Source organism: Pseudoxanthomonas sangjuensis (genome assembly GCF_010211755.1).
In the GTDB taxonomy this organism is placed as follows: domain Bacteria; phylum Pseudomonadota; class Gammaproteobacteria; order Xanthomonadales; family Xanthomonadaceae; genus Pseudoxanthomonas_A; species Pseudoxanthomonas_A sangjuensis.
On sequence record NZ_PDWR01000021.1, the window covers coordinates 45323 to 66830 of the forward strand.

The 21508-nt window shown below is 68.2% G+C and carries 17 protein-coding genes and 2 tRNA genes; 1 reads left to right on the top strand and 18 read right to left on the bottom strand.

Going from position 1 to position 21508, the window contains the following annotated elements; genetic code table 11:
* Nucleotides 1-21: 21 nt before the first annotated feature.
* Nucleotides 22-876, top strand: coding sequence for a sugar phosphate isomerase/epimerase family protein (locus CSC71_RS11495; RefSeq protein WP_162374520.1), 855 nt, complete (start codon nucleotides 22-24; stop codon nucleotides 874-876).
* A gap of 122 nt (nucleotides 877-998) precedes the next feature.
* On the opposite strand, the gene CSC71_RS11500 is transcribed toward CSC71_RS11495, so the two are convergent.
* From CSC71_RS11500 to CSC71_RS11585, 18 genes are all read right to left on the bottom strand, one after another.
* The gene (locus CSC71_RS11500; RefSeq protein WP_162374521.1) at nucleotides 999-3500 is read right to left on the bottom strand and encodes a glycoside hydrolase family 36 protein; all 2502 of its coding nucleotides are present in this window, start codon (nucleotides 3498-3500) and stop codon (nucleotides 999-1001) included.
* A 48-nt stretch (nucleotides 3501-3548) separates the two neighbouring features.
* Entirely contained in the window at nucleotides 3549-4292 is a 744-nt protein-coding gene (locus CSC71_RS11505) for a 3-keto-disaccharide hydrolase (protein ID WP_211368007.1), read from the bottom strand.
* A 49-nt stretch (nucleotides 4293-4341) separates the two neighbouring features.
* On the bottom strand, nucleotides 4342-4902 hold the full coding sequence (locus CSC71_RS11510; protein ID WP_162374522.1) for a gluconate 2-dehydrogenase subunit 3 family protein: 561 nt from the start codon (nucleotides 4900-4902) through the stop codon (nucleotides 4342-4344).
* Nucleotides 4902-6587 carry a GMC oxidoreductase gene (locus CSC71_RS11515; protein WP_162374523.1) on the bottom strand — a complete coding sequence of 562 codons (1686 nt, stop codon included), beginning with the start codon at nucleotides 6585-6587 and terminating at the stop codon, nucleotides 4902-4904. The genes CSC71_RS11510 and CSC71_RS11515 overlap by 1 nt, the downstream gene beginning before the upstream one ends.
* Nucleotides 6588-6616: 29 nt before the next feature.
* The gene (locus tag CSC71_RS11520; protein ID WP_211368010.1) at nucleotides 6617-7501 is read right to left on the bottom strand and encodes a hydroxypyruvate isomerase family protein; all 885 of its coding nucleotides are present in this window, start codon (nucleotides 7499-7501) and stop codon (nucleotides 6617-6619) included.
* Nucleotides 7502-8115: 614 nt separating this feature from the next.
* Nucleotides 8116-8189 (bottom strand) — tRNA-Cys (locus CSC71_RS11525).
* A 116-nt stretch (nucleotides 8190-8305) separates the two neighbouring features.
* Nucleotides 8306-8381: transfer RNA gene (locus CSC71_RS11530), tRNA-Gly, on the bottom strand.
* Nucleotides 8372-9025, bottom strand: a complete 654-nt coding sequence (gene pgsA / locus CSC71_RS11535; protein ID WP_162374524.1) for a CDP-diacylglycerol--glycerol-3-phosphate 3-phosphatidyltransferase — start codon at nucleotides 9023-9025, stop codon at nucleotides 8372-8374. Before pgsA ends, CSC71_RS11530 begins: the two co-directional genes overlap by 10 nt.
* 5 nt (nucleotides 9026-9030) lie before the next feature.
* The gene (gene uvrC / locus CSC71_RS11540) at nucleotides 9031-10890 is read right to left on the bottom strand and encodes an excinuclease ABC subunit UvrC (RefSeq protein ID WP_162374525.1); all 1860 of its coding nucleotides are present in this window, start codon (nucleotides 10888-10890) and stop codon (nucleotides 9031-9033) included.
* A 77-nt stretch (nucleotides 10891-10967) separates the two neighbouring features.
* Nucleotides 10968-12395 (bottom strand): hypothetical protein, encoded by a 1428-nt coding sequence (locus CSC71_RS11545; protein WP_162374526.1) that lies wholly within the window; start codon nucleotides 12393-12395, stop codon nucleotides 10968-10970.
* 7 nt (nucleotides 12396-12402) lie between these two features.
* On the bottom strand, nucleotides 12403-12879 hold the full coding sequence (locus CSC71_RS11550) for a low molecular weight protein-tyrosine-phosphatase (protein WP_162374527.1): 477 nt from the start codon (nucleotides 12877-12879) through the stop codon (nucleotides 12403-12405).
* 13 nt (nucleotides 12880-12892) lie between these two features.
* Nucleotides 12893-13756, bottom strand: a complete 864-nt coding sequence (locus CSC71_RS11555) for a 3-deoxy-manno-octulosonate cytidylyltransferase family protein (RefSeq protein ID WP_162374528.1) — start codon at nucleotides 13754-13756, stop codon at nucleotides 12893-12895.
* A gap of 46 nt (nucleotides 13757-13802) precedes the next feature.
* Entirely contained in the window at nucleotides 13803-14843 is a 1041-nt protein-coding gene (gene lpxK / locus CSC71_RS11560) for a tetraacyldisaccharide 4'-kinase (protein ID WP_162374529.1), read from the bottom strand.
* Nucleotides 14840-16600 carry a lipid A export permease/ATP-binding protein MsbA gene (gene msbA, locus CSC71_RS11565; protein ID WP_246192186.1) on the bottom strand — a complete coding sequence of 587 codons (1761 nt, stop codon included), beginning with the start codon at nucleotides 16598-16600 and terminating at the stop codon, nucleotides 14840-14842. Before msbA ends, lpxK begins: the two co-directional genes overlap by 4 nt.
* Nucleotides 16597-17019, bottom strand: coding sequence for an ExbD/TolR family protein (locus CSC71_RS11570; RefSeq protein ID WP_162374530.1), 423 nt, complete (start codon nucleotides 17017-17019; stop codon nucleotides 16597-16599). Before CSC71_RS11570 ends, msbA begins: the two co-directional genes overlap by 4 nt.
* A 4-nt stretch (nucleotides 17020-17023) precedes the next feature.
* A complete protein-coding gene (locus tag CSC71_RS11575) occupies nucleotides 17024-17644 on the bottom strand; it encodes a MotA/TolQ/ExbB proton channel family protein (RefSeq protein WP_162374531.1) in 621 nt (206 codons plus the stop codon).
* 163 nt (nucleotides 17645-17807) lie between these two features.
* Nucleotides 17808-20159 carry a DNA internalization-related competence protein ComEC/Rec2 gene (locus CSC71_RS11580; protein WP_162374532.1) on the bottom strand — a complete coding sequence of 784 codons (2352 nt, stop codon included), beginning with the start codon at nucleotides 20157-20159 and terminating at the stop codon, nucleotides 17808-17810.
* Between the two features lie 1133 nt (nucleotides 20160-21292).
* Nucleotides 21293-21508 (bottom strand): IS3 family transposase (locus CSC71_RS11585; RefSeq protein ID WP_162373230.1); only part of this gene is annotated, 216 nt, incomplete at its 5' end.

Below are 21508 nucleotides of genomic sequence, written 5' to 3' on the forward strand. Positions count from 1 at the left end.
GAATCACGAGAGGACACCACGATGAGCACCCACTCCCGCAAGATCGCGACCGCCGCGCTTCTGTTCTTCGCCGCCCTGCCCGGCTTCGCAAAAGACACCGACGCCGAGGCCAGGCCCATCGCGGTGCAGATGTATACGCTGCGCAACATCGCCTCGCTCGATGAGCGATTGAAGATCGTCCACGATGCGGGCGTCCACGCCGTGGAGACGGTCGGCACGCAGGATGTGTCGGCCGAAGAACTGAAGCGGCTGCTGGAAAAGTATTCGATCAGGGCCATCTCGACCCACGCGCAACTGGCCGACCTGCGCAACGACCTCGATGGCGTCGTGGCCTTCAACAAGTCGATCGGCAACGCCACGCTGGTGGTGCCTTACCTGAGCGAGAAGGATCGCCCGGCCGATGCCGCGGGCTGGACTGCATTGGGCAAGGAACTGGGTGAGCTTGCGAGGCGGGTCCAGGCCAGGGGCATGACGCTGGCCTACCACAACCACGACTTCGAGCTGGTCGATTTCGACGGCAAGACCGGCCTCGAGCTCCTGTTCGAAGCGGCCGGCCCCGAACTCCAGACCGAACTCGACCTGGCCTGGGTGGCGCGGGGCGGCCACGACCCGGCGGCGATGCTCGGCAAGTTCGGCGGACGCGTGTTCGCGGTACACGCCAAGGACAATGCGCCGCAGGGCCAGGCCCGGGACGAAGGCGGTTTCGCCGCCCTGGGCCAGGGCGTCCTGGACTGGGAGGCGATCCTCCCCGCCGCCGCGAAGGCGGGCGTGCAGTGGTACATCATCGAGCACGACCAGCCGCTCGATCCGGCCGCGGCCATCAAGACCGGCGCGGATTACCTGCGCGAACACCTTCCTGCAAGCATGAATCGCTGATACCCGGCGGAATCCATGTTGAAAACCGTCCCGGCTGCGGCCCCGCGTTTCCTCGCCACGGCGTTTACGACCACGGCGTCCGCAGAGGACGCCCGTGGAGGGCGCCGAGGCGGCCGGCCCGATCATTTCCCCCTTTGGTTTCCGGGGAACTCGTCCCGCCGGATCTCCCAGCGCACCTTGTCGCCTGCATCGAAGCGGACATGCACGCGGACCAGGTGGCGGTCCACCAGCTTCAGGCTGTAGGAATCGCGGTCGCGGAACAGCGCACTGCCATCCCAGGTCCAGTCGAGCGCGTCGGGCATGTACACGAAGACCTGGTGGGCGGAATGCAAAGGTCCGGTTGACGTGCCGGAAAGCGTCCCGGTCGCGTCGTTCCAATCGATATCGTCGATTTCCACCGCGCCTTGCGACACGTGGCGATCGGTGGAAACGAATTGCGGCTTGCCCGACCGCTCATGCAGGGTCAGCAGGGTCACGCTGCCCGGCTGCACGACGACCTCCAGTTCGCCCGTCACCTCGCCGACCAGTTGCCGCTTCCAGAAGTCGAATGCGACGTAGGTACGCGCCGGATCAAGCCCCAGCCTTCGAAGCGGAAGTTTCCGCGTGACGACCCTGGCCAGGTCCGGGTTGAACACGGCAAGCAGCGTCCAGCGGCCGAACGGCCGTTCCACGTCGAGGACGAAAGCATGCTGCAGGTCCTGGTCGAACAGATCCACCGGAGCGGCCGCTTCGCCCAGCGATGGCAGGATCTTCTTCAGGATATCCAGACCGGAATCGTCCAGCTGCGTGAGTCGGTCGCCGGAAATCGTGTTCCCGCCGCTCAATGCGATCAGCGTGGCCGCGGCCTCGGATTGCGAGCGGTTCAGCAGGTCCATGCACAGGTGGTCGACGTCATTCACCCATGTCCGCTTGTGGAAGTAGTAGCGCTTCGCCGCGGCGGAGGCGCTGCTGGCCGGATGGGTGAAATACGTCTCCCACGCCGCTTCGCGGAAGCCGTAGTACACATCGGCTTCGATACGCATGCTGTCGATCAGGCCGGTAGTGATCGCGCCCGGCCCGCAGTCGAGGATGTGGCACTTTTCCCCGGCCACGCGGCGCATGATTTCCATGCCCTTGCGGTACACGTCGGCGGCCGAACGGGTGGGGTCGCGGAAACTCTCGGCGGCGAGTATCGACCAGGCGACGAAGTCGATCTTGATCATCTCGTAGCCCCAGTCGTTGACGATGGTGTCGATCAGTCGATGCAGCCACGCCGCCGCCTCCGGGTGGGTGATGTCCAGGCAATACCGTTTCGGGTTCTCGTCGGCGGGCGGCTCGGTACCCGCGGGCCAGTTGCCGATGCGTTGCAGGCTTCCGTCGCGCCGCCGCACCAGCCAGTCCGGGTGCTCCTGGAATAGCCGGGTGGACTCGGAAATGACATAGGGCGAGATCCAGATACCCGCCTTGAAACCATGGCTCCGGATGCGGTCCGCAAGCCATTTCATGCCTTGCGGAAACCGCTCGTTGCCCTCCCAATCGCCGTGCCACCGCTGGAAGCCCTCGTCGATCTGGATGTATTCCAGCCCGTATTGCCTGAGGTGTCTGGCGGCGAATTCGGTGTTCGCAATCACCTCGTCCGCCGACACGCGGGACAGCGTGTAGAACCAGCTGCACCAGCCGTCGAGCGACTGGCTCGACCGTGCGTTGTTGGCCGTGCCTGCCGCGGCGGCGTAGTGCTCCAGTGCGCGGTGGGGGGTTTCCGCGATTCCGAGGATGAACCGGTTGGAACTGATCGAGCGACCGGGCGGAAGAACCAGCCGTGGTGCGTAGACCGATTCGGCGATGAATGAAATCTCGCCTTCGGCTGCCCGGGAGATCAGCAGATTGCCCAGGCAAAGGTCGTTCTGCAGGTACCCCAGCGCGATTCCCTCCTGGTCGTGGCCGCTGTACAGGCCCGCGTTCCACCAGCTGTGGATGGTTTCGGCACTGCCGGCGAAAGGCTCGTTGGCGAGCGTCACTCCCTTCAGGTTCGCGGACGAGACGGCCCCTTCGCGATTGCCGAAGACGTGGACGGAACCGGCGTCGTAATACATTTCACCATTGGTCAGGCACTTCGATACGCCGGGCGCATGCAGGATCCCGCCTTCCGCTTTCGCCACGCGCACCGGTTCGATGCTGTGGATGGCGATTTCGCCCGTCGATGCGTTCGTGCACACCGCCTCGAACACGATCGCCTGCCGGCCGTTGTACAGCGACAGGTGAACGTCGACGTCGGTCGATCCGCGGGCATCCACGCAACGCACTGTAAGCCGCTCGCCCCGGCCGAGCCGGTCTTCGAACGCCGCGACCGTGGCCGAATGGCGGAAACCTCCTCCGGAGAGCATGCGCGGCGCCGCGTTCGCGCCGTCCGGGCCGACATCGAAATTGATGCGGCAGGTTCCGCCGGTCAGCAGCGGTTTGCCATCGATCCTGCGGACATCGAACGTGCCCAATGTCGTGTCGAACGAGGCCGTGAAGAACCGGTTCCTTATCGCGAAAACGCCGTCGCGCGACAGGAGCGCTTTCGCGGGTCCCGACATGGCGACGGAAATACCGAAGAGTGAAGTGGATTTGATGAAATCGCGGCGGCTGAAGTCGCTGGCCATTGCATTCCTCGATCTGTTGGGGCGTCGCCCCGACGATCAGGAAGACGCTTACAGCTCGCGTACCCAGATGTTGCGGTAGCTGACCCTGGAATCGTGGTCCTGCAGGTAGATCGGCGCGCAGCCATGCGGCGAGTACGAGGGCGCGCCGATGTATTCGGTCTTGCCCGACAGGACGGTGTCGTCCTGCACCAGGACGCCGTTGTGCAGCACGGTGATGCGGGCGGGCGAAACCAGGCCGCCGCCTTCCGAGAAGCGCGGCGCCTTCCAGACGATATCGTACGCCTGCCATTCGCCCGGCGCGCGCGAGGCATTCACCAGCGGGATGGACTGCTTGTAGATCGAGGCGGCCTGGCCGTTGGAATAAGTCGGGTTGTCGTAGCTGTCGAGCACCTGCAGCTCGTAGAGCTCCTGCAGGAAGATGCCGCTGTTGCCGCGCTGCTGGCCGTCGAAGCCTTTCGTTTCGGTGGGCGTGCGCCACTCGACATGCAGCTGGATGTCGCAGAAGCGCCGCTTCGTGCGGATGCCCTTGCTGCCCGGCACCACGGTGAACGCGCCATCGGCCACGGCCCAGGGCGCCGCCCCGCCCTGCTCGCCTTCCCAAGCCGAGAGATCCTTGCCGTCGAACAGCACCACGGCGTCGGAGGGCGCGGCATCCCGGGGCGTGGCCACGACCGCCGGAACCGGCTTCCAGACTTCGGTCCGGGCGGGATCGCGCGAGGGATCGCCGCCTGTCTGCGCGAGCGCGGGGGTCGCGACCACGAGGCAGGCCGTCATCAGGATCGGTTTGTTCATCATGTCTCCCGGAAGCGCGGCATGGGCGCGAGCGGACCGTTGGCGCCCATCAGTTGGTCGCCCACGCAGGCGTGCCCGGCACGTAGGCCATGTCGCCGTCGTAGCGGCCCGGCACGGCGACGTATCGCAGCGCCTCCGTCGCCCCCGTCTGCGAAGTGAAGAAGCCGAAGATGGCGAGTTGCTTGATCATCGTGAAGTAGTGCGGCTTCTCCGGCTTCTTCCCGTCGTTGCCGCCGGCCTGCTTCCTGGCTTCGGCATCCAGGGTGCGCAGCAGTTCGATGCGGTCCCGCGGCGCCAGCGCCACGAAGCTGCCGCCCGCGCGCTTGTCGATGTCGGCCAGGCCTGCGCGGAACACCGCCTGATCCCCGGGGACGTAGCAGTCGGTGACGAATTGCGCCATGAACAGGCCTGCTCCCGCGTCCTTCGCGCCCGGCGTGCTGGTCCGCGGCAGGATGGTTTCCGCGATCTCGTCCAGCTTAGCCACATCGGCCCCGGAGAAGGCGTTGTTCGCGGCCGGAACCGGTTCCTGCCCGTAGACGAAGGCCGGTATGCCGATCATGGCCGCGCCGGTGGCGGCGGCGATCATCTTCAGAAGTTCGCGACGCTCCATCACAGGTTCCCCGCCTTGAGTTCGCGCACGGCGTGGTCCGCCGCCCGCGCCGTCATCGCCATGTACGTCAGTGACGGATTCACGCAGCCGCTGGAAGTCATGCAGGCGCCGTCGGTCACGTAGACGTTCGGCGCATCCCAGACCTGGTTGTGCATGTTCAGGACCGAATTCTTCGGGTCCCGCCCCATGCGCGCGGTACCCATTTCGTGGATGCCCATGCCCGGCGCATAGTCGTTGTCGTGCACCTTGACGTCCTTGACGCCCGCGGCCTCCAGCATTTCGGCGGCGTCCGCGCCCATGTCCTTGCGCATGGCCCGCTCGTTCTCGCGCATGGACACGTCCATCGCCAGCACCGGCAGCCCCCACTTGTCCTTGCGGTGCGGATCCAGGCTGATCCGGTTGTCGTGGTAGGGCAGCATCTCGCCGAAACCGGTCATGCCGATGGACCAGTCGCCCGGCAGGGTCAACGCGTCCTTCAGTTCGGCGCCGACGTTGAGCTCGGCGATCTCGCGCGACCACCCGGAGCGGCTGGCCCCGCCCTGGTAACCGAATCCGCGGACATAACCGCGCTTGTCGCCGCCGACATTGCGGAAGCGCGGAATGTAGAAACCGCAGGGGCGGCGGCCGAAGTAGTACTTGTCTTCGTAGCCATCGACCCGGCCGGACGCGCCGACGCGGAAATGATGGTCCATGACGTTGTGCCCCAGCTCGCCGGAAGAAGAGCCCAGCCCGCCTTCCCAGACATCGGTGGCCGAATTCATCAGCAGCCAGGTCGAGTTGAAGGCCGATGCGTTGAGGAAGACGACCCTGGCCGTGTACTGGTAGGTCTGGCCGGTCTCGGCGTCGATGATCTCCACCCCCCGCGCGCGCTTGCGGTCCTTGTCGTAGAGCACTTCCTTGACGATCGAGAACGGGCGCAGCGTCAGGTTGCCCGTCTTCATGGCCGCCGGCAGCGTCGCCGACTGGGTCGAGAAATAGGCGCCGTAGGGACAACCCAGGATGCACTTGTTCCGGTACTGGCAATTGACCCGGCCCTGCTCGGGCTTGGGCTGGGTGATGTTCGCGGTACGCGAGTGGATCAGGTGGCGCGTGCCGCCGAATGCCTGCTTGATCCGCGCAGCCACGTCCTTTTCGACGATGTTCAGCGGAATGGGCGGCAGGAATTCGCCGTCCGGCAGGACGTCCAGCCCTTCCCGCGTGCCGGCGATGCCCGCGAACTTCTCCACGTGGTCGTACCAGGGCGCGATGTCGGCATAGCGGATCGGCCAGTCGGTGGCGATGCCTTCCTTGAGGTTCGCCTCGAAATCCAGGTCCGACAGGCGATAGCTCTGCCGGCCCCACATCAGCGAGCGGCCGCCGACGTGGTAGCCGCGGTACCAGTCGAACCGCTTGGTCTCCGTGTAGGGGCAGTCCTTTTCGTTGGCCCACATCCCGAACGTTTCTTCGGACAGGCCGTAGTCCCGGCTCAGCACCGGATAATCCGCCTTCATCGCCTGGGTCGGCCGGCCACGATGCGGGTAATCCCACGACTCCTTCATCGCGTTGACGTAATCCTTGACGTGCTCGATGTTGCGGCCGCGTTCCAGCATCAGGACCTTGAGCCCCTTCTCGGTCAGCTCCTTGGCAGCCCATCCGCCGCTGATCCCCGAGCCGACGACGATCGCGTCGTAGTGATTGTCTGCCATGGGTTTCTTCACCTGGGTGGATGTGTGTTTCAGACGTCGCAGAGGCGTATCGCCTCGCGCAGCGAACCGACGGGATCCGCCGCTTCGGCCTCGAACTCCTGCGCCACGTAGCCGTCGAAGCCGGTATCGCGGATCGCGCGGCAGATGGCGGGGTAGTTGAGTTCCTGGTTGTCGCCGATCTCGTGCCGGCCCGGCACGCCCGCCGTGTGGTAGTGCCTGAAGCAGGCGTGGTGCTTGCGGATGGTGGCGATGATGTCGCCCTCCATGATCTGCATGTGGTAGATGTCGAACAGCAGGCCGAAGTTGTCCGACCCGATCCGCCTGCACAGCTCGACGCCCCATGCGGAGCGGTCGCAGAGATAGTCGGGGTGGTCGACCCTGGAATTCAGCAGTTCCATCACCAGCACGACGCCGCGCTTCTCGGCATGCCCCAGGATGCGCTTCAACCCGGCCTCGGCGTTGGCCATTCCCTCCGCGGGATCCATGCCGTTGCGATTGCCGGAAAAGCAGATCAGGTTGCGGTAGCCGGCATCGGCGACCAGGTCGATGTGGCGGGTGTAGCGTTCGACCAACTGGTCGTGGAATTCGGTGGCGGCGAAACCCCTGGTCAGGCCCAACTCCGCGCCATTGCACATCGAGCTGTACACGCCATGCGCCTTCAGGGTCGGCCAGTCTTCCGGGCCGACCAGGTCGATGGCGGCAAAACCAATCCCCTTCACCGTCCGGCATAGCTGCGCGAGCGACTGTTGCGAGAGCGTCCAGCGGCAGACGGAATGCTTCAGGTTGCCCTTGAGCGCGAGCGGCTTTTCCGTGGCGAAGCCGGGCGCCACTCCGGCGGCAGCCAGCCCGATGCCGCCCAACACCGCGGCGCGCAGCGCGCTTCGCCTCGTGAACCTGGAATCCGGGAAGCTCATCGCGGCATCCTCATGCCACGCAAGAAAGCGGCCCATGCGAATCGTCGGGGCATCGCCCCCGCCACGTGGAACACGCCGGCCGCCGATGCGGCATGCCGATCCGATCGAACAGACAACCCTCCATCCCACGGCCTCCCAATCGGCACGAAACCTTGAAGATTCGCCTCGATGCAATCGATTGCACCATAAAGCAGTGGAATGCCTCATTGCAAGGCTTCGAACACGAAAACTTATGCTGCAAGGCACAATCAAGAGGCGATATTTTCCTCTTGGCGAAAGTGCAGCGATTTACCGATGTCCTCTCGCAATCATCCCTGCGGACGACTGCGCACGCACGTTCAGGCGCGGCCGCATTCGCCTTGCGGAAGACGCTTGGCGATGCAGGTTCGAGCGGAGCGGTTCGGGCGCCAGTCGCCTGCGCCCGCATGCATTCCCGACACGCGCCGCAGGATCACTTCGTCGCCTTTACCTTCCCTGCCCCATGTTCAGGGCCTGTCGCGCCGCCACTGCGGGTCAAACCGCCTGCAGCCGAACGGCGCTTTTTCCGCGACCCGTGGCCGGAGCCAGGCGCAAACGCAAAGGCCCGCTTTCGCGGGCCGACTTCCTGCAGATGTTGGAGGCCTGGGTCGGAATTGAACCGGCGTACGCGGATTTGCAGTCCGCTGCATAACCACTCTGCCACCAGGCCGGTGGACTGCGCCGAGACTGGCGCAAAGCGGGCGGCATTTCAAGCGCCCGACAAAGTAAAACCCCGTTGCCGGGGTTTCGTCTTCGCTTCTTCCGGGAGTCCCGGAGGAAATAATTTGGAGCGGGAAACGAGACTCGAACTCGCGACCCCGACCTTGGCAAGGTCGTGCTCTACCAACTGAGCTATTCCCGCGTCGAGAGAGAGGAAATTTTAGCATCCCGCCGGGCACTGTCAACAGCTGCGCGTTCATTGGCGCGCAGGCTGGGCCATGCCGCGACCAGGTACTGCACGCCCGACCACAGGGTCAACAGCGCCGCGCCCGCCAGCAGCCAGTCGCCGAGGTGGAAAACCGGCCCGCCCAGCCATATGCCGGTCCCCGGCCGCAGCTGGTGCGCCGGCGTTACCGAGTACAGCAGGCAGGACAGCGCCACCATCTGCACGATCGTCTTGACCTTGCCGATCGTGGCGACCTTGACCTTGGCGCGCTGGCCGATCTCGGCCATCCACTCGCGCAGCGCCGACACCGCGATCTCGCGGCCGACGATCACCGCCGCCCAGAACGCCATCCACGACGTCGGGTGGCCCTGCACGATCAGGAACAGCGCCACCGCCACCATCAGCTTGTCGGCGACCGGGTCGAGGAAGGCGCCGAACGCCGACGACTGGTTGTAGCGGCGGGCGATCCAGCCGTCGAGCGCGTCGGTCACCGCGGCCAGCACGAACACGATCACCGCGGCGAAGTTGGTCCATCGGTACGGCAGGTAGAACACCACCACCAGCACCGGGATCAGCACGATGCGCAGCAGGGTCAGCCAGGTAGGGATGGTGAGCTTCATCGAACCTATTCGTTGCCGGACGTGGGGGAAGCGCCGGACGGCTCCAACCCGTGAAGATTAGCGTAGATTCGCTCGGCCAGCGCGGCATTGATGCCTTCCACGCGGGCGATCTCGTCGGCGCCTGCGGCTTTCAGCCCCGCCAAACCGCCGAAATGCTTGAGCAGGCTGGCGCGGCGGCGCGGGCCGATGCCGGCGATGTCCTCGAGCTTGCTAGTCATGCGCGCCTTCTGCCGCTTGCCGCGATGCCCGGTGATCGCGAAACGGTGCGCTTCGTCACGCACCTGCTGGACCAGTTGCAATGCCGGCGAGGCGGCGCCGGGACGCAATTCGCGGCCATCCGGCAACACCAGCGCCTCGTGCCCGGGGCGGCGTTCCTCGCCCTTGGCCACGCCGACCAGCACCACGCCGTCCACGCCGAGGTCGGCGAGCGCCGATTGCGCCTGCGCCAGCTGCCCCGCGCCGCCGTCGATCAGCAGCACGTCGGGCAGCACGCCGCCCTCCTCCACCGCGCGGCGGAAGCGGCGCTCGATGGCCTGGCGCATCGCCGCGTAGTCGTCGCCGGGTTCGATGCCGGCGATGTTGAAGCGGCGGTACTGCGCGCGCACCGGGCCGGCGGCGTCGAACACCACGCAGCTGGCGACGGTCGCCTCGCCCATCGTGTGGCTGATGTCGAAGCATTCGATCCGCTTCGCCACGTCGGGCAGCCCGAGCAGGTCGCGCAGGGCCTCGCTGCGCGCCTGCTGCGCGTTGCGGCTGGTCAGTTCGGTGGCCAGGGTCATTTCGGCGTTGCGCCTGGCCAGGTCGAGGTAGCCGGCGCGCTCGCTGCGCACGTTCCACTTCAGCTGCACCTTGCGCCCGGCCGAGTCGCCGAGTGCGCTTTCGATCAGCGCGGCTTCGGGGATTTCGCGGTCGAGCACGATCTCGCGCGGCGGGGTCTGCTCGGCGTAATACTGCGAGACGAACGCGGCCAGCACTTCTTCCGCGTTTTCCTCGCCGTTGGTCCTGGGGAAGAACGCGCGCGTGCCGAGGTTGCGGCCGTCGCGGAACGCCAGCAGCACCACGCAGGCGGCGCTGCCCTGCATCGCGCAGGCCAGCACGTCGAGGTCGGCGGCATGGCCGTCGACGTACTGCCGCGCCTGCAGCGAGCGGATCGACGCGATCAGGTCGCGCAGGCGCGCGGCCTGCTCGAATTCCAGCTTCGCGCTGGCCGCCTCCATCTGCGCGCCGAGCTCGCCGGTGAGTTCGTCGCTGCGGCCGTCGAGGAACAGCGACGCGCGGCGCACGGACTCGGCGTACTCGGCTTCGTCGACCAGGCCGACGCACGGCGCGGTGCAGCGGCCGATCTGGTACTGCAGGCACGGCCGCGAGCGGTTGCGGAACACGCTGTCCTCGCAGTTGCGGATCTTGAACAGCTTCTGCATCAGGTTCAGCGTTTCGCGCACCGCGGTCACGCCGGGATACGGGCCGAAATAGCGGCCGGGCACGGCACGCGGGCCGCGGTGCACGGCGATCCGCGGCCATTGTTCGCTGGTCAGCAGCACGTACGGATAGCTCTTGTCGTCGCGCAACAGCACGTTGTAGCGCGGCGCCAACGACTTGATCAGCTGGTTCTCCAGCAGCAGCGCCTCGGCCTCGGTGCGGGTGACCGTGACTTCCATCCGCGCGACCTGGGCCAGCATCGCCAGCGTGCGCGGCGCCTTCGGCGAGGTGTTGAAATAGCTGGCGACGCGCTTCTTCAGCGCGCCGGCCTTGCCGACGTACAGCAGCGTGCCATCGGCGGCGTACATGCGGTACACGCCGGGGGCGGTGCTCAGTTCGGCGGCGAAGGCCTTGCCGTCGAAGGCCGGGGCATCGGTACGGCTCATGGCGGAATTCTAGTCGGTGGCGGCTTGCTCACGACCGAACCCGCGATCCTTCCCCCTACTTGCGGGGAGGGGAATCGTCACTCATCCACCGCCACGCGCTCCAGTTCGCCCGTCGCCGGATCGAACTTCAGCACCGCATGCGCATTGGTTTCCGCGATCCACACCTTGCCGTCGGCCACCGCCAGTCCGGCGGGGCCGTTCAGCGGGCGCGGCAGCTCCACCGTCGCGACCTCGCCGCCGCCGAGGCGCAGCGTGCGCAGGCGGCCATTGCCGGTATCGGCGATCCACAGCAGCGGCGAACCCGCCGCGTCCAGCGCGATCGCCTGCGGATACTGCAGTCTCGCCCGCTCGCGCGGACCGTCGGCATCGCCGGATTCCCACAGCCCCTGCCCCACCAGCGTCTGCACCAGCCCGGAGCGCACCTGCAGCGAACGCACCGCCGAACCCAGCGCATCGCAGACGTACAGCGTCTGCTGCACCACCGCCAGCGACGCCGGTTGCGCGAACGCCGCCATCGCGCCGGTGCCGTCGCGCAGGTCGAGCTGGCCCGAACCGCCCAGCGCTTCCAGCTTGTGCTTGCCCGGGTCGAAGCCCCAGATGCGGTTGTCGCCGGCCAGCGCCAGGAACAGCTGCTTGTCGGTGGCGGCCACCGCGGCCGGCTGGTTCAGGGCCACGTCGCGCGGTGCGCGCACCACGCCTTCGACCGGCTGGCCGGCGCGGCCGTTGCCGCACAAGGTGTCGACGTGGCCGCTGCGCAGGTTGATCCGGCGCAATGCGTGGTTGCCGGTGTCGGCCACGTACAGCGACTCGCGCGCCAGCGCCAGCCCGTGCGGGTGGCGGAACGCGGCAAGTTCGCCTTCGCCGTCGATGAAATCGGCCGCGCCCGTGCCGAACTGGCGCAGCACCCGGCCTGCGCGGGTGCATTCGAGGACGCGGTGGTTGCCGCTGTCGGCGACGAAGAGGCGGTCGCCGCCGACCGCCAGCCCGACCGGGAAGCGCAACGGCAGGCGCGGCTCCGGCCGGGTTTCCGCCGGCGCGCGCAGGTCGTCCTCGTTCGGCGGCGGCAGCGCATCGCACAGCAGGGCCGCGGCCTTCTCCATTTCGGCGATGCCGTCCTGCCCCACCGCTTCGGCCTGCGGACGCCCTTCGGCGTCGATCAGCAGCACGGTCGGCCACGAGCGGATGCCGAACTGCTGCCACGCGACCCAGTCGCGGTCCAGCGCCGCCGGCATCGAGATGCCGTGGCGGCGCAGCAGCTTCAGCACGAATTCGGGTTCCCGCTCGCAATCGAAACGCGGCACGTGGACCGCGATCGGCTGCAGGCGCCCGGCGTGGCGCACGCGCCAATGCTCGAGTTCGAGCAGGCGTTGCCGGCACCACAGCGAGGCGCCGTTGACGAAGGCCAGCGCCACGACCCGGCCGCGCTGCTCGCGCAACGAACCACCGGCGCAATTCAGCCACTCCAGGCTTTCGGGCAGTTCGGGGAGGGTCGCCGCGACATTCATCCCCCGATTATGCCGAACTCGCGCTCCTTGCACAGATGCGGTCGACCACGGCCTGCGCGGCGGCATCGACCAGCCGCCACACGCGCTCGAAATCGTCGTGGCCGCCGTAGTACGGGTCGGGCACTTCGCCGCCGGCCGCGACCCCGCTCCAGTCCAGCAGCAGCCGCGCCTTGCCTTCCAGCCCGGCCGGGGCGGTGGCGCGCAGGTCGCGCAGGTTCCGCGCGTCGGCACACAGCAGCCAGTCGAAATCGTGGAAGTCGGCGACCCGCAGCTGGCGCGCGCGCAGGGCCGAAATGTCCGCGCCGTGCCCGCGCGCGCAGGCGACCGCGCGGCGGTCCGGCGCTTCGCCGGCGTGCCAGCCGCCGGTACCGGCCGAATCGGTCCGCACCCAGTCCAGCCCGGCCGCGTCCAGGCGCAGGCGCAGCGCGCCCTCGGCCATCGGCGAACGGCAGATGTTGCCCAGGCAGACCAGCAGCAATTTCATCCGTCGCCGGCCCTCAGCCGCCATGCCCGCGCAGCCAGGCTTCGGCGCGGGCCAGGTCATCCGGCGTGTCCACGCCGGGCGGGAATTCGGCCGGGGTCAGCGCCACCGCGATGCGGAAGCCGGCCTCCAGCGCGCGCAGTTGCTCCAGCGACTCGATCTGCTCCAGCTGCCCGGGCGGCATCGCCGCGAAGCGGCGCAGGAACCCGGCGCGATAGGCGTAGATGCCGATGTGACGGAAACTCGTTCCCGGCATCAACACGCGCCGGTCCTGCGCGAACGCGTCGCGATGCCACGGGATCGGCGCGCGACTGAAGTACAGCGCGTCGCGCCAGCCGTCGAAGCCATGGGCCAGGCGTCGTACCGCTTCCGGATCCCGTCCGGCCAGTTCGCGCAAGCCGCCCCGGTCGCCCGGCAGGCCCGCGTCGCCGCCACCCTTGCATACCAGCTTGACCGTGTTCGGGTCGAAGAACTGTTCCGGCTCGGTGATCGGAGTCGCCAGCGTGGCCATGTCGGCGCCGCTGTCGGCCAGGGTTTCGGCGACCTTGCGGATGCCTTCGGCCGGCGCGAACGGCTCGTCGCCCTGCAGGTTCACCACGATGGCATCGTCGCCCCAGCCGGCGATGCGCGCGCATTCGGCGAGGCGGTCGCTGCCGGACAGGTGGGTCGAGGCAGTCATCGCGACCTTCGCCGCCGTGCCCTGCAAGGCCCCGGCGATGCGCGCATCGTCGGTGGCGACCCACACCTCGCGCGCGCCGGCGGCGAGCGCGCGTTCGGCCACGCGCAGCACCAGCGGCTTGCCGCCGAGCGGCGCCAGCGGCTTGCCGGGCAGGCGCGTGGACGCGTAGCGGGCGGGTATGGCGACGATGAAATCGGTCATGGGACGGGAGGCGCGGGGCGAGGGACGGGAAGCGTAACCGGTTTTGCTATTGCGCCTCCCGCCCGCCCCTGCCCGCCTCGCGGCGGCTTTTCGCCACCTTCTCCAGCAGGCCGGCCCAGAACGCTTCCGGCAGCTGCGCAGCCACCGGCACGCTGTAATACCAGTCGTCGGCGAAGGCCGCGCATTTCACCGCGTCCTTCTCGGTCATCAGGATCGGCAGTTCGCTGCCGAAGGAAAAATCCCCGGCCGCATAGCGGTGGTGGTCGGGGAACGCGTGCGGCACCACGCCGATGCCGTAGCCGCGCAGCATGTCGAAGAACCGCTGCGGATTGCCGATGCCGGCGACCGCATGCACGCGGTGCCCGCCGAACGCGTCCAGCGGCAGGGTGCGGCCGCCGCGCAGCGGCTGCGCGCTGCCGGCGACCAGCCGCAGCGGCCATTCGCCGAAGCCGGCGTCGCCGCTGCCGGCGATGTCGGCCATGCCCAGGTTGACCACGCGGAAGTCGCATTGCGCGCCGCGCTCCACCGGCTCGCGCAACGGGCCGGCCGGCAGCAACTGGCCGTTGCCGTAGCGGCGCAGGCCGTCGATGACCTCGATCTCGACGTCGCGACGCAGCCGGTAGTGCTGCAGGCCGTCGTCGCAGACCACCACGTCGCAACCGGCTTCGACCAGCGCGCGCGCGGCGGCGACGCGGTCGCGGTCCACGCGCACCGGCGCGCCGGTACGCATCGCGATCAGCACCGGCTCGTCGCCGCCCGCGGCGGCGGGGGTGCCCTTCTCGACCCATAGCGCACGGCTTTCGTCGTCGCGGCCGTAACCGCGGCTGGCCACGCCCGGGTTCCAGCCGGCTTCGCGCAGGCGTTGCACGATGGCGATGGTCAGCGGCGTCTTGCCGGTGCCGCCGACGCTGAGATTGCCGACCACGACCACCGGCACGCCGGCGCGGTGGCGTTTCAGCACGCCCCTGTCGAACAGGTTCCGCCGCAGCGCGACCAGGCGCCGGTACAGGCCGGACAGCAACCGCGCGTGCAGCGGAACCGGCGCGTCGTCGAACCAGTAGGCGGGGAGTCGCGTCTGTCTGCTCACTCGGCCTCGCGGAACTGCATGCGGTACAGGTGCGCGTACAGGCCGTCGCGCGCCAGCAGCTCGGCGTGCGTGCCCTGCTCCACCAGCCTGCCCTGATCGAGCACCAGCACCTGGTCGGCGTGTTCTATCGTCGACAGCCGGTGCGCGATGACCAGCGTGGTGCGGTCCGGCATCAGCTTCTGCAGCGCATTCTGCACCAGCCGTTCGGATTCGTTGTCGAGCGCCGCGGTGGCCTCGTCGAGGATCAGGATCGGCGCGTCCTTCAGCATCGCGCGGGCGATGGCGATGCGCTGGCGCTGACCGCCGGACAGGCGGCCGCCCTTGCTGCCGATCTGCGCGTCGAGCCGGTCCGGCAACTGTTCGACGAACTCCATCGCGTTGGCGCCGCGCACCGCGCGCTCCAGCGCTTCCGGCGGCGCCTCGCCCAGCTCGCCGTAGGCGACGTTGGCGGCGACGCTGCCGTCGAACAGCATCACCTGCTGGCCGACCAGGGCGATCTGCCGGCGCAGGTCGGCCAGCGGGTATTCCTGCAACGGATGGCCGTCGAGGGTGATGCTGCCGGCGGCGGCTTCGTAGAAGCGCGGGATCAGCTTGACCAGGGTCGACTTGCCGCTGCCGGAACGGCCGACGATCGCCGTCACCGTGCCCGGCCGCGCGACGAAGCTGACGTCTTCGAGCGCGTTCTTCGCCGCGCCGGGATAGCGCGCGCCGACGTGGCTGAATTCGAGCAGGCCCCGCGCGCGGTCGAGCCGGCGCGTGCCGGTATCGGCTTCCTCGTCGGCATCGAGCACGGCGAACAGGCGGTCGGCCGAGGCCACGCCCCGCTGCAGCATGTTCTGCACGTTGGTCAGGTTCTTCAGCGCCGGGATCACCGCCATCATCGAGATCATCAGGGTGACGAAGCCGCCTGCGCTCAGGCGCCCGGCCATCGCCTCGTGCCCGGCGAAGAACAGCAGCGCGGCCAGGCCGATCGCGCCCATCATCTGCACCAGCGCCGACGAGACGCTGCGCGTGGATTCGACCTTCATCGCCAGCTTCAGGTTGCGGTCGGCCAGCACGCGGTAGCGCGCCTGCTCCAGCCCCTGTCCGCCGTAGACCTTGACTTCCTGCTGGTTGCTCAGCGCCTGGTCGGCGGCCTGCAGCAGGTCGGCGCTGCTTTCCTGGATGCGGTGGCCGATCTGCCGGTAGCGGCGCGCGACCTTGTTCATCACGAACGCCAGCGGCGGACCGAGCAGCGCGATCGCCACGGTCACGCGCCAGCTGGTCCACAGCATCACGCCGACCGCGGCGACGATCTGCAGCGCGTTCTGCAGCATCACCTTCATCGAATCGACCGCGGCCTGCGCCACCTGGTCGCTGTCCGAACCCAGCCGCACCAGCATCGACGGCACCGGCTCGGAGTCGAAGCGCAGGCCCGGCAGGCGCAAGTACTTGCCGAGCACGTTGACGCGGAAGTCGCGGGCGATGCTGCGCGCGGCCTTGCCCATACCCATGTCGGTGGCGTAGCCGGCGATGCCGCGGACCACGAACAGGCCGACGATGGCCAGCGGCAGCAGCAGGCTCAGCTGCTCGTTGCGGTTGATGAAGGTCTCGTTGACCACCGGCTCCATCAGCTTGCTGAAGGCCGCGCCGGCGCCGGCCTCGAACAGCATGCCGAGCCCCGCCAGCGCCAGCAGGCCGCGATAGTTCTTCGCGAACCCCAGCAGGCGCCGGTAGATCTGCCAGGACGTGGCCTTCGCCGTCGCGTCGTCGTTCAACGTTTCGGCTCCGGCGCGGTGGCGACGATCAGCTTGCGGAAGCCGAGCTGGCCCAGCGCGTCCTGCGCGGTCACCACCGCCTGGTACGGCACCCGCGCATCGGCGCGCAGCAGCACCGGCTGCCCGGTGTCGCCGCCGCTGGCGTCGCGGATCGCCTGCTTCAGCGCGTCGATGTCGGTGCGCAGCACTTCGTTGTCGCCGACGAAATAGCGCCCCTCGGCGTTGATCAACACGCTCAGGCGCTTGCCCTGGGTCTGCCCCGGCTGGCCATCGGCGCTCGGCAGCTGCAGCTGCAGCGTGGAACGCGCGTCGAAGGTCGTCGTGACCACGAAGAAGATGATCAGCACCAGCACCACGTCGATCAGCGGCACCAGGCTGATCTCGGGTTCGTCGTGCGCTTGCCGGTCGCGGATGCGCATCCGATCAGCCTTGCGGGTGCGAGGTGCGCGTGTCGAGCACGTCGAGCAGGCGCCCGGCTTCCCGTTCCATGTCGACCACGTAGCCGGAGATGCGCCCGCGGAAATAACGGTGGAAGAACAGCGCCGGCACCGCGACGACCATGCCGGTGGCGGTGCAGACCAGCGCCTTGCCGATGCCGCCGGCGAGCTGGTTCACGTCGCCGACGCCGTGGTCGAGGATGCCGAGGAACATCTGGATCATGCCGACCACGGTGCCGAACAGGCCGAGCAGCGGCCCGGCGGCGGCGATCGTGCCCAGCGAGTTCAGGAACTTCTCCATCCGGTGCACCAGGTAGCGGCCGGTGTCCTCGATGCGCTCGCGGATCACGTCGCGCGGGCGGCCGCGCACGTCCAGCGCCGCGGCCAGCAGCGCGCCCAGCGGCGAATTGCGCCGCAGCGACTCGATGTGCGCCGGGTCCAGCTGGCCGCCGGCGGCCCAGCGCCGCACCTCGTCGCCCAGTCCCGGCGGCAGCACTTCCTTGCGGCGCAGGCTCCAGAAGCGTTCGACCACGATGGCCAGGGCCAGCACCGCCAGCAGCAGCAACGGGATCATGGGCCAGCCGCCCGCCTTGACCAGTTCCAGCACGTTCGCTTTCCTCCGGCGCCAAGGCCGTTCCAAATCAGGCGCATAGGATATGTCAGGCCGGCGGACCGCGGCCAATACGGACCGCACAAACCGACTTCCCCCCTCTCCCGCACGCGTGGGCGGGAAGGCGTCCCGCTCCGTTCGCACCGCCCTCGCCGGCCCCTTACGGGGCATCCTGCCCCGTGCGGGAAGCGGAGTAGCGCCTTGCCGCATCCCACAGCCGCGGGAAGGCCACCCGCCGCTCGCGCACCGCCAGGCCATCCGCGGACAGCCAGACGCCCAGCGCGCCGCTGTCGGCGGTATCCAGCAGCTCGGCGCCGGCGTGCCGCCAGCGCGCGACCACGCCCGGCGCCGGATGGCCGAAGCGGTTGCCGTGGCCGGCCGAGACCAGCGCCAGCCGCGCCCCGGTCGCGGCGACGAAGGCCGGGTCCGACGACCCCTTGCTGCCATGGTGCGCGGCCAGCACCACGTCCGCGCGCAAATCCGCGGCGGCGCGGCGCAGCAGCATGCGCTCGACTACCTCGCCGATGTCGCCGGTCAGCAACGCGGCGCCGTGCACGGTTTCGATGCGCAGCACGCAGCTCGATTCGTTCGCCAGGTACGGGAAGCCCGCGGTCGGATGCAGGAAGCGGAACTTCACCCCGTCCCATTCCCAGCCGCGTCCGGCCACGCAGCCGCTTTCCGCGGGCGTCGGCGAGCCGGCCGGCGCGAAAGTCGCACCGACCGGCACGACCCGCTTCACCGCATCGAATCCGCCGGCGTGGTCGTTGTCGCCGTGGCTGATCACCGCGCGGTCGAGTCTGGCCACGCCCAGTGCACGCAGCGTGGGCACGACTGCGCGCTCGCCGGCATCGAAACCGTCGCGCACCGCCGGGCCGGCGTCGTACAGCAGCGCATGCGAATGCGTGCGCACCAGCACCGATAGCCCCTGCCCCACGTCGATCACGACCAGTTGCGCTTCGCCGGGCCGCGGCAGCTCGCGATCCGGCCACAGCAGCGGCAACCACAGCAACAGCGCCAGCGGCTTGCCCGGCACACCGCGCGGCAACAGCAGCCAGAACGCGCCGAACAACGCCAGCGGCAACGCGAACCCGCGCGCCTCCGGCAACCACCACAATGCGAAACGGCTCTGCGCCAGCGCCGAGAACAGCCGCCAGCTCGCATCGAAGCATCCCGCGGCCGCGTGCCACGCCCATTCGCCGAAGCCCGCATGCGCGGCTTCCAGCGCCGTGCCGAGCAGCGCCAGCGGCACCACCACCAGGCTCCACCACGGAATCGCGACCAGGTTCGCCAGCGGCCCGACCAGCGACGCCTGCCCGAACAGCACCACGGTCAACGGCAGCAGACCGACGGTGGCCACGCCCTGCGCGGACAGGAATTCCTTCAGCAGCGGGCGCCGGCCTTCGTGCGGCAGGCACCACAACAGCCACGCGACGCCGGCGAAACTGAGCCAGAAACCCGCGGCGAGCGGCGACAGCGGATCGAACAGCAGCACCGCGATCGCGGCCAGCGCCAGCGCATCGCCCGCGCGCAGGCCACGCCGCAGCAGCCAGGCCAGCGCGACGATCGCGATCATCAGCAGGGTGCGCACGGTCGGCAGCGCGAAGCCGGCGACCGCGGCGTAGCCGAGCGCGCCGAGCAAGGCCGACACCGCCGCGGCCTGCGGGCGCGGCACGCGGCGGGCCAGCGCCGGGGCGGCGCGCCACAGCAACGCGGCGAGCAAGGCGAAGAAGCCGGAGACCAGGCCGACATGGAAGCCGGAAATCGCGACCAGGTGGGTCAGCCCCGTCGCGCGCAGGGTTTCCCAGTCGCGGTCGTCGAGCCCGCCGGTGTCGCCCAGCGCCAGCGCGCGGACGAAACTCGAGGCGTCCGGCGGCGTCCGTTTCGCGATCCGCGCCGACATGCGCTCGCGCCAGGCGTCGATGCCGCGCGCCGGCGCGAGCGGCGCGGCCCGTTCCGGATCGCGCACGTAGCCGCTGGCGGCGACGCGCCGCTCGAGGGCATGGCGTTCGCTGTCGAAACCGCCGGGATTGCGCAGCCCGCGCGGCGCGCGCACGCGCAGCACGAAGCGCCAGCGCTCGCCCGCATGCAGGCGCGTGCGCGGGCCGGGCTCGGTGGCGTCGAAGTCGTCGTACCACGACAGCTGCAACAGCTTGCCGCGCAGCGGCGCCGGCTGCGCCTCGTCGCCGTCGATGTGGAGCAGGAAGCGCGTGCGTCGCGTTTCGACCTGCGGCAATTCGATTACGCGGCCGCTGACTTCTACTTCACGCCTTTCCCATTTCGGCGGCAATTGCGCGGACAGGCCGTGCGTCGCGTGCAATCCGGCCCAGCCGATGCCGAGCAGCAGTGCACCGAGCGGTCGCCGCCAGTCGTGGCGCGACAGACCCCAGATGCCGGCGAGCAGCGCGGCCAGCAGCAGCGGCCACGGCGGCAGGGTCGGCAGCCACAGGCACAGGCAGGCACCGGCCAGCAATGCGACCGCGGATGCCTTGCCCAGCAACGGGAACACGGGCATGGCTTCAGGAAGCGATGCGCGTGCGGTGGCGCTTCGTCCGCAACCGACAACGAACTTCGTCCAGCACCCGCGGCCATTCCGGCTCTGCGGGCAGCGGATTCATGGCTGCATCTTCACGGGCATATTGCATGGGGGCGTCTCCACACCGGATAACGCCCGCAATGTTTCATCGCCGCCTTTCGCCGACCATCGCCGCAAGTCGCTGTTTCCTGTAGGAAAACCCCGATTGACGCACCGTTCCGGCCAGCCGCAGAATCCGTGCTACGCCTCATTTGAGGCCCAATCGGCGTTAGGGCCCAGGACAAGCGCATCGTGGGACGACCTTTACTTCTCTTTTTGGCGGCACTTTCCGGCGACAGTCAGGCCCACACTCTAATTCCAGAGATTAAGCCCGGAGATTCCTGCGTCCAGCTTTACGACCGAAATTACGAGGCCGATGAGCGCATCGTCGCCCTAGCCTTGTCCGACGCCGAGTCAAACAATGAAGCGTTGCAATTCTTCAACGCGTCGCCGTCCAGCGATGGGAGTGCTGTGTTCTACGTATTCGCCATTGCTCGTGCGGACGACTCGTGGCGGATTTATGAAGTTTCCGCTAGCACGGGTGCGATAACGGGCAAGTTCTATTACTCGGAGTGGACCTACCGCAGGCACTGCAAACCCCGGCCAGGCCCTAACGATTCATTCAAGCCGATGCCGCTTCGCGGGTCGGCTTAATTCAGATATTGGGGGGGGGCGGCATGAAGTTGAGTTGGGCCTTGGGGATTAGCTTTGTCGCAGGTGTCGTAATGGGCTGCACGGCCGAGCAACCGGCCGCTCAAGTTGCACAGGAGCCTTTTGCGGCGGGCTATGAGGACGATCCTGCAACTGGCCTACCCAAGAATCCATCAAAAACTCGCCTTCCGCCGTCCATAAAAATCGTTTCAGACACCCAAAGTAACTTCGGCATCGACGTGTCGCACCTCAAGCCAGAGCACGCCTCAATCATCACCTCTGCTTGGAAGAACTACCAAGCCATCCTTGCCGGAGGGCGCCCCAAGTGTGATCCAGCGCCATTCGCCCCGTCAGACGGAGGCACTGAGATCTACTTCTGCGAGGGCTATACCATCACGCGAGTACACGGGCTGGCTGGGGTTCTACCCCGAAATCACGGACGGTTGTAAAAGGGCTGAGAACTTCTGGTCTTGCCTGGCGACCCTTCGTCGCATCCTCGGGTTGTGGAACCGCTCGATGTATTCGAACACATCAGCCCTCGCGGCATCGAGCGTTGGGTAGGTCATGCGGTAGACCCGCTCGCGCTTGAGCAGGCCGAAGAAGCCTTCGCACGCGGCGTTGTCACCGCAGTGGCCCAC

Excerpts from the sequence above, each read along its gene's own strand:
- CSC71_RS11495 (WP_162374520.1), top strand. The coding sequence starts at position 22 with ATGAGCACCCACTCCCGCAAGATCGCGACCGCCGCGCTTCTGTTCTTC.
- CSC71_RS11500 (WP_162374521.1), bottom strand. The coding sequence starts at position 3,500 with ATGGCCAGCGACTTCAGCCGCCGCGATTTCATCAAATCCACTTCACTC.
- CSC71_RS11505 (WP_211368007.1), bottom strand. The coding sequence starts at position 4,292 with ATGAACAAACCGATCCTGATGACGGCCTGCCTCGTGGTCGCGACCCCC.
- CSC71_RS11510 (WP_162374522.1), bottom strand. The coding sequence starts at position 4,902 with ATGGAGCGTCGCGAACTTCTGAAGATGATCGCCGCCGCCACCGGCGCG.
- CSC71_RS11515 (WP_162374523.1), bottom strand. The coding sequence starts at position 6,587 with ATGGCAGACAATCACTACGACGCGATCGTCGTCGGCTCGGGGATCAGC.
- CSC71_RS11520 (WP_211368010.1), bottom strand. The coding sequence starts at position 7,501 with ATGAGCTTCCCGGATTCCAGGTTCACGAGGCGAAGCGCGCTGCGCGCC.
- pgsA (WP_162374524.1), bottom strand. The coding sequence starts at position 9,025 with ATGAAGCTCACCATCCCTACCTGGCTGACCCTGCTGCGCATCGTGCTG.
- uvrC (WP_162374525.1), bottom strand. The coding sequence starts at position 10,890 with ATGAGCCGTACCGATGCCCCGGCCTTCGACGGCAAGGCCTTCGCCGCC.
- CSC71_RS11545 (WP_162374526.1), bottom strand. The coding sequence starts at position 12,395 with ATGAATGTCGCGGCGACCCTCCCCGAACTGCCCGAAAGCCTGGAGTGG.
- CSC71_RS11550 (WP_162374527.1), bottom strand. The coding sequence starts at position 12,879 with ATGAAATTGCTGCTGGTCTGCCTGGGCAACATCTGCCGTTCGCCGATG.
- CSC71_RS11555 (WP_162374528.1), bottom strand. The coding sequence starts at position 13,756 with ATGACCGATTTCATCGTCGCCATACCCGCCCGCTACGCGTCCACGCGC.
- CSC71_RS11570 (WP_162374530.1), bottom strand. The coding sequence starts at position 17,019 with ATGCGCATCCGCGACCGGCAAGCGCACGACGAACCCGAGATCAGCCTG.
- CSC71_RS11580 (WP_162374532.1), bottom strand. The coding sequence starts at position 20,159 with ATGCCCGTGTTCCCGTTGCTGGGCAAGGCATCCGCGGTCGCATTGCTG.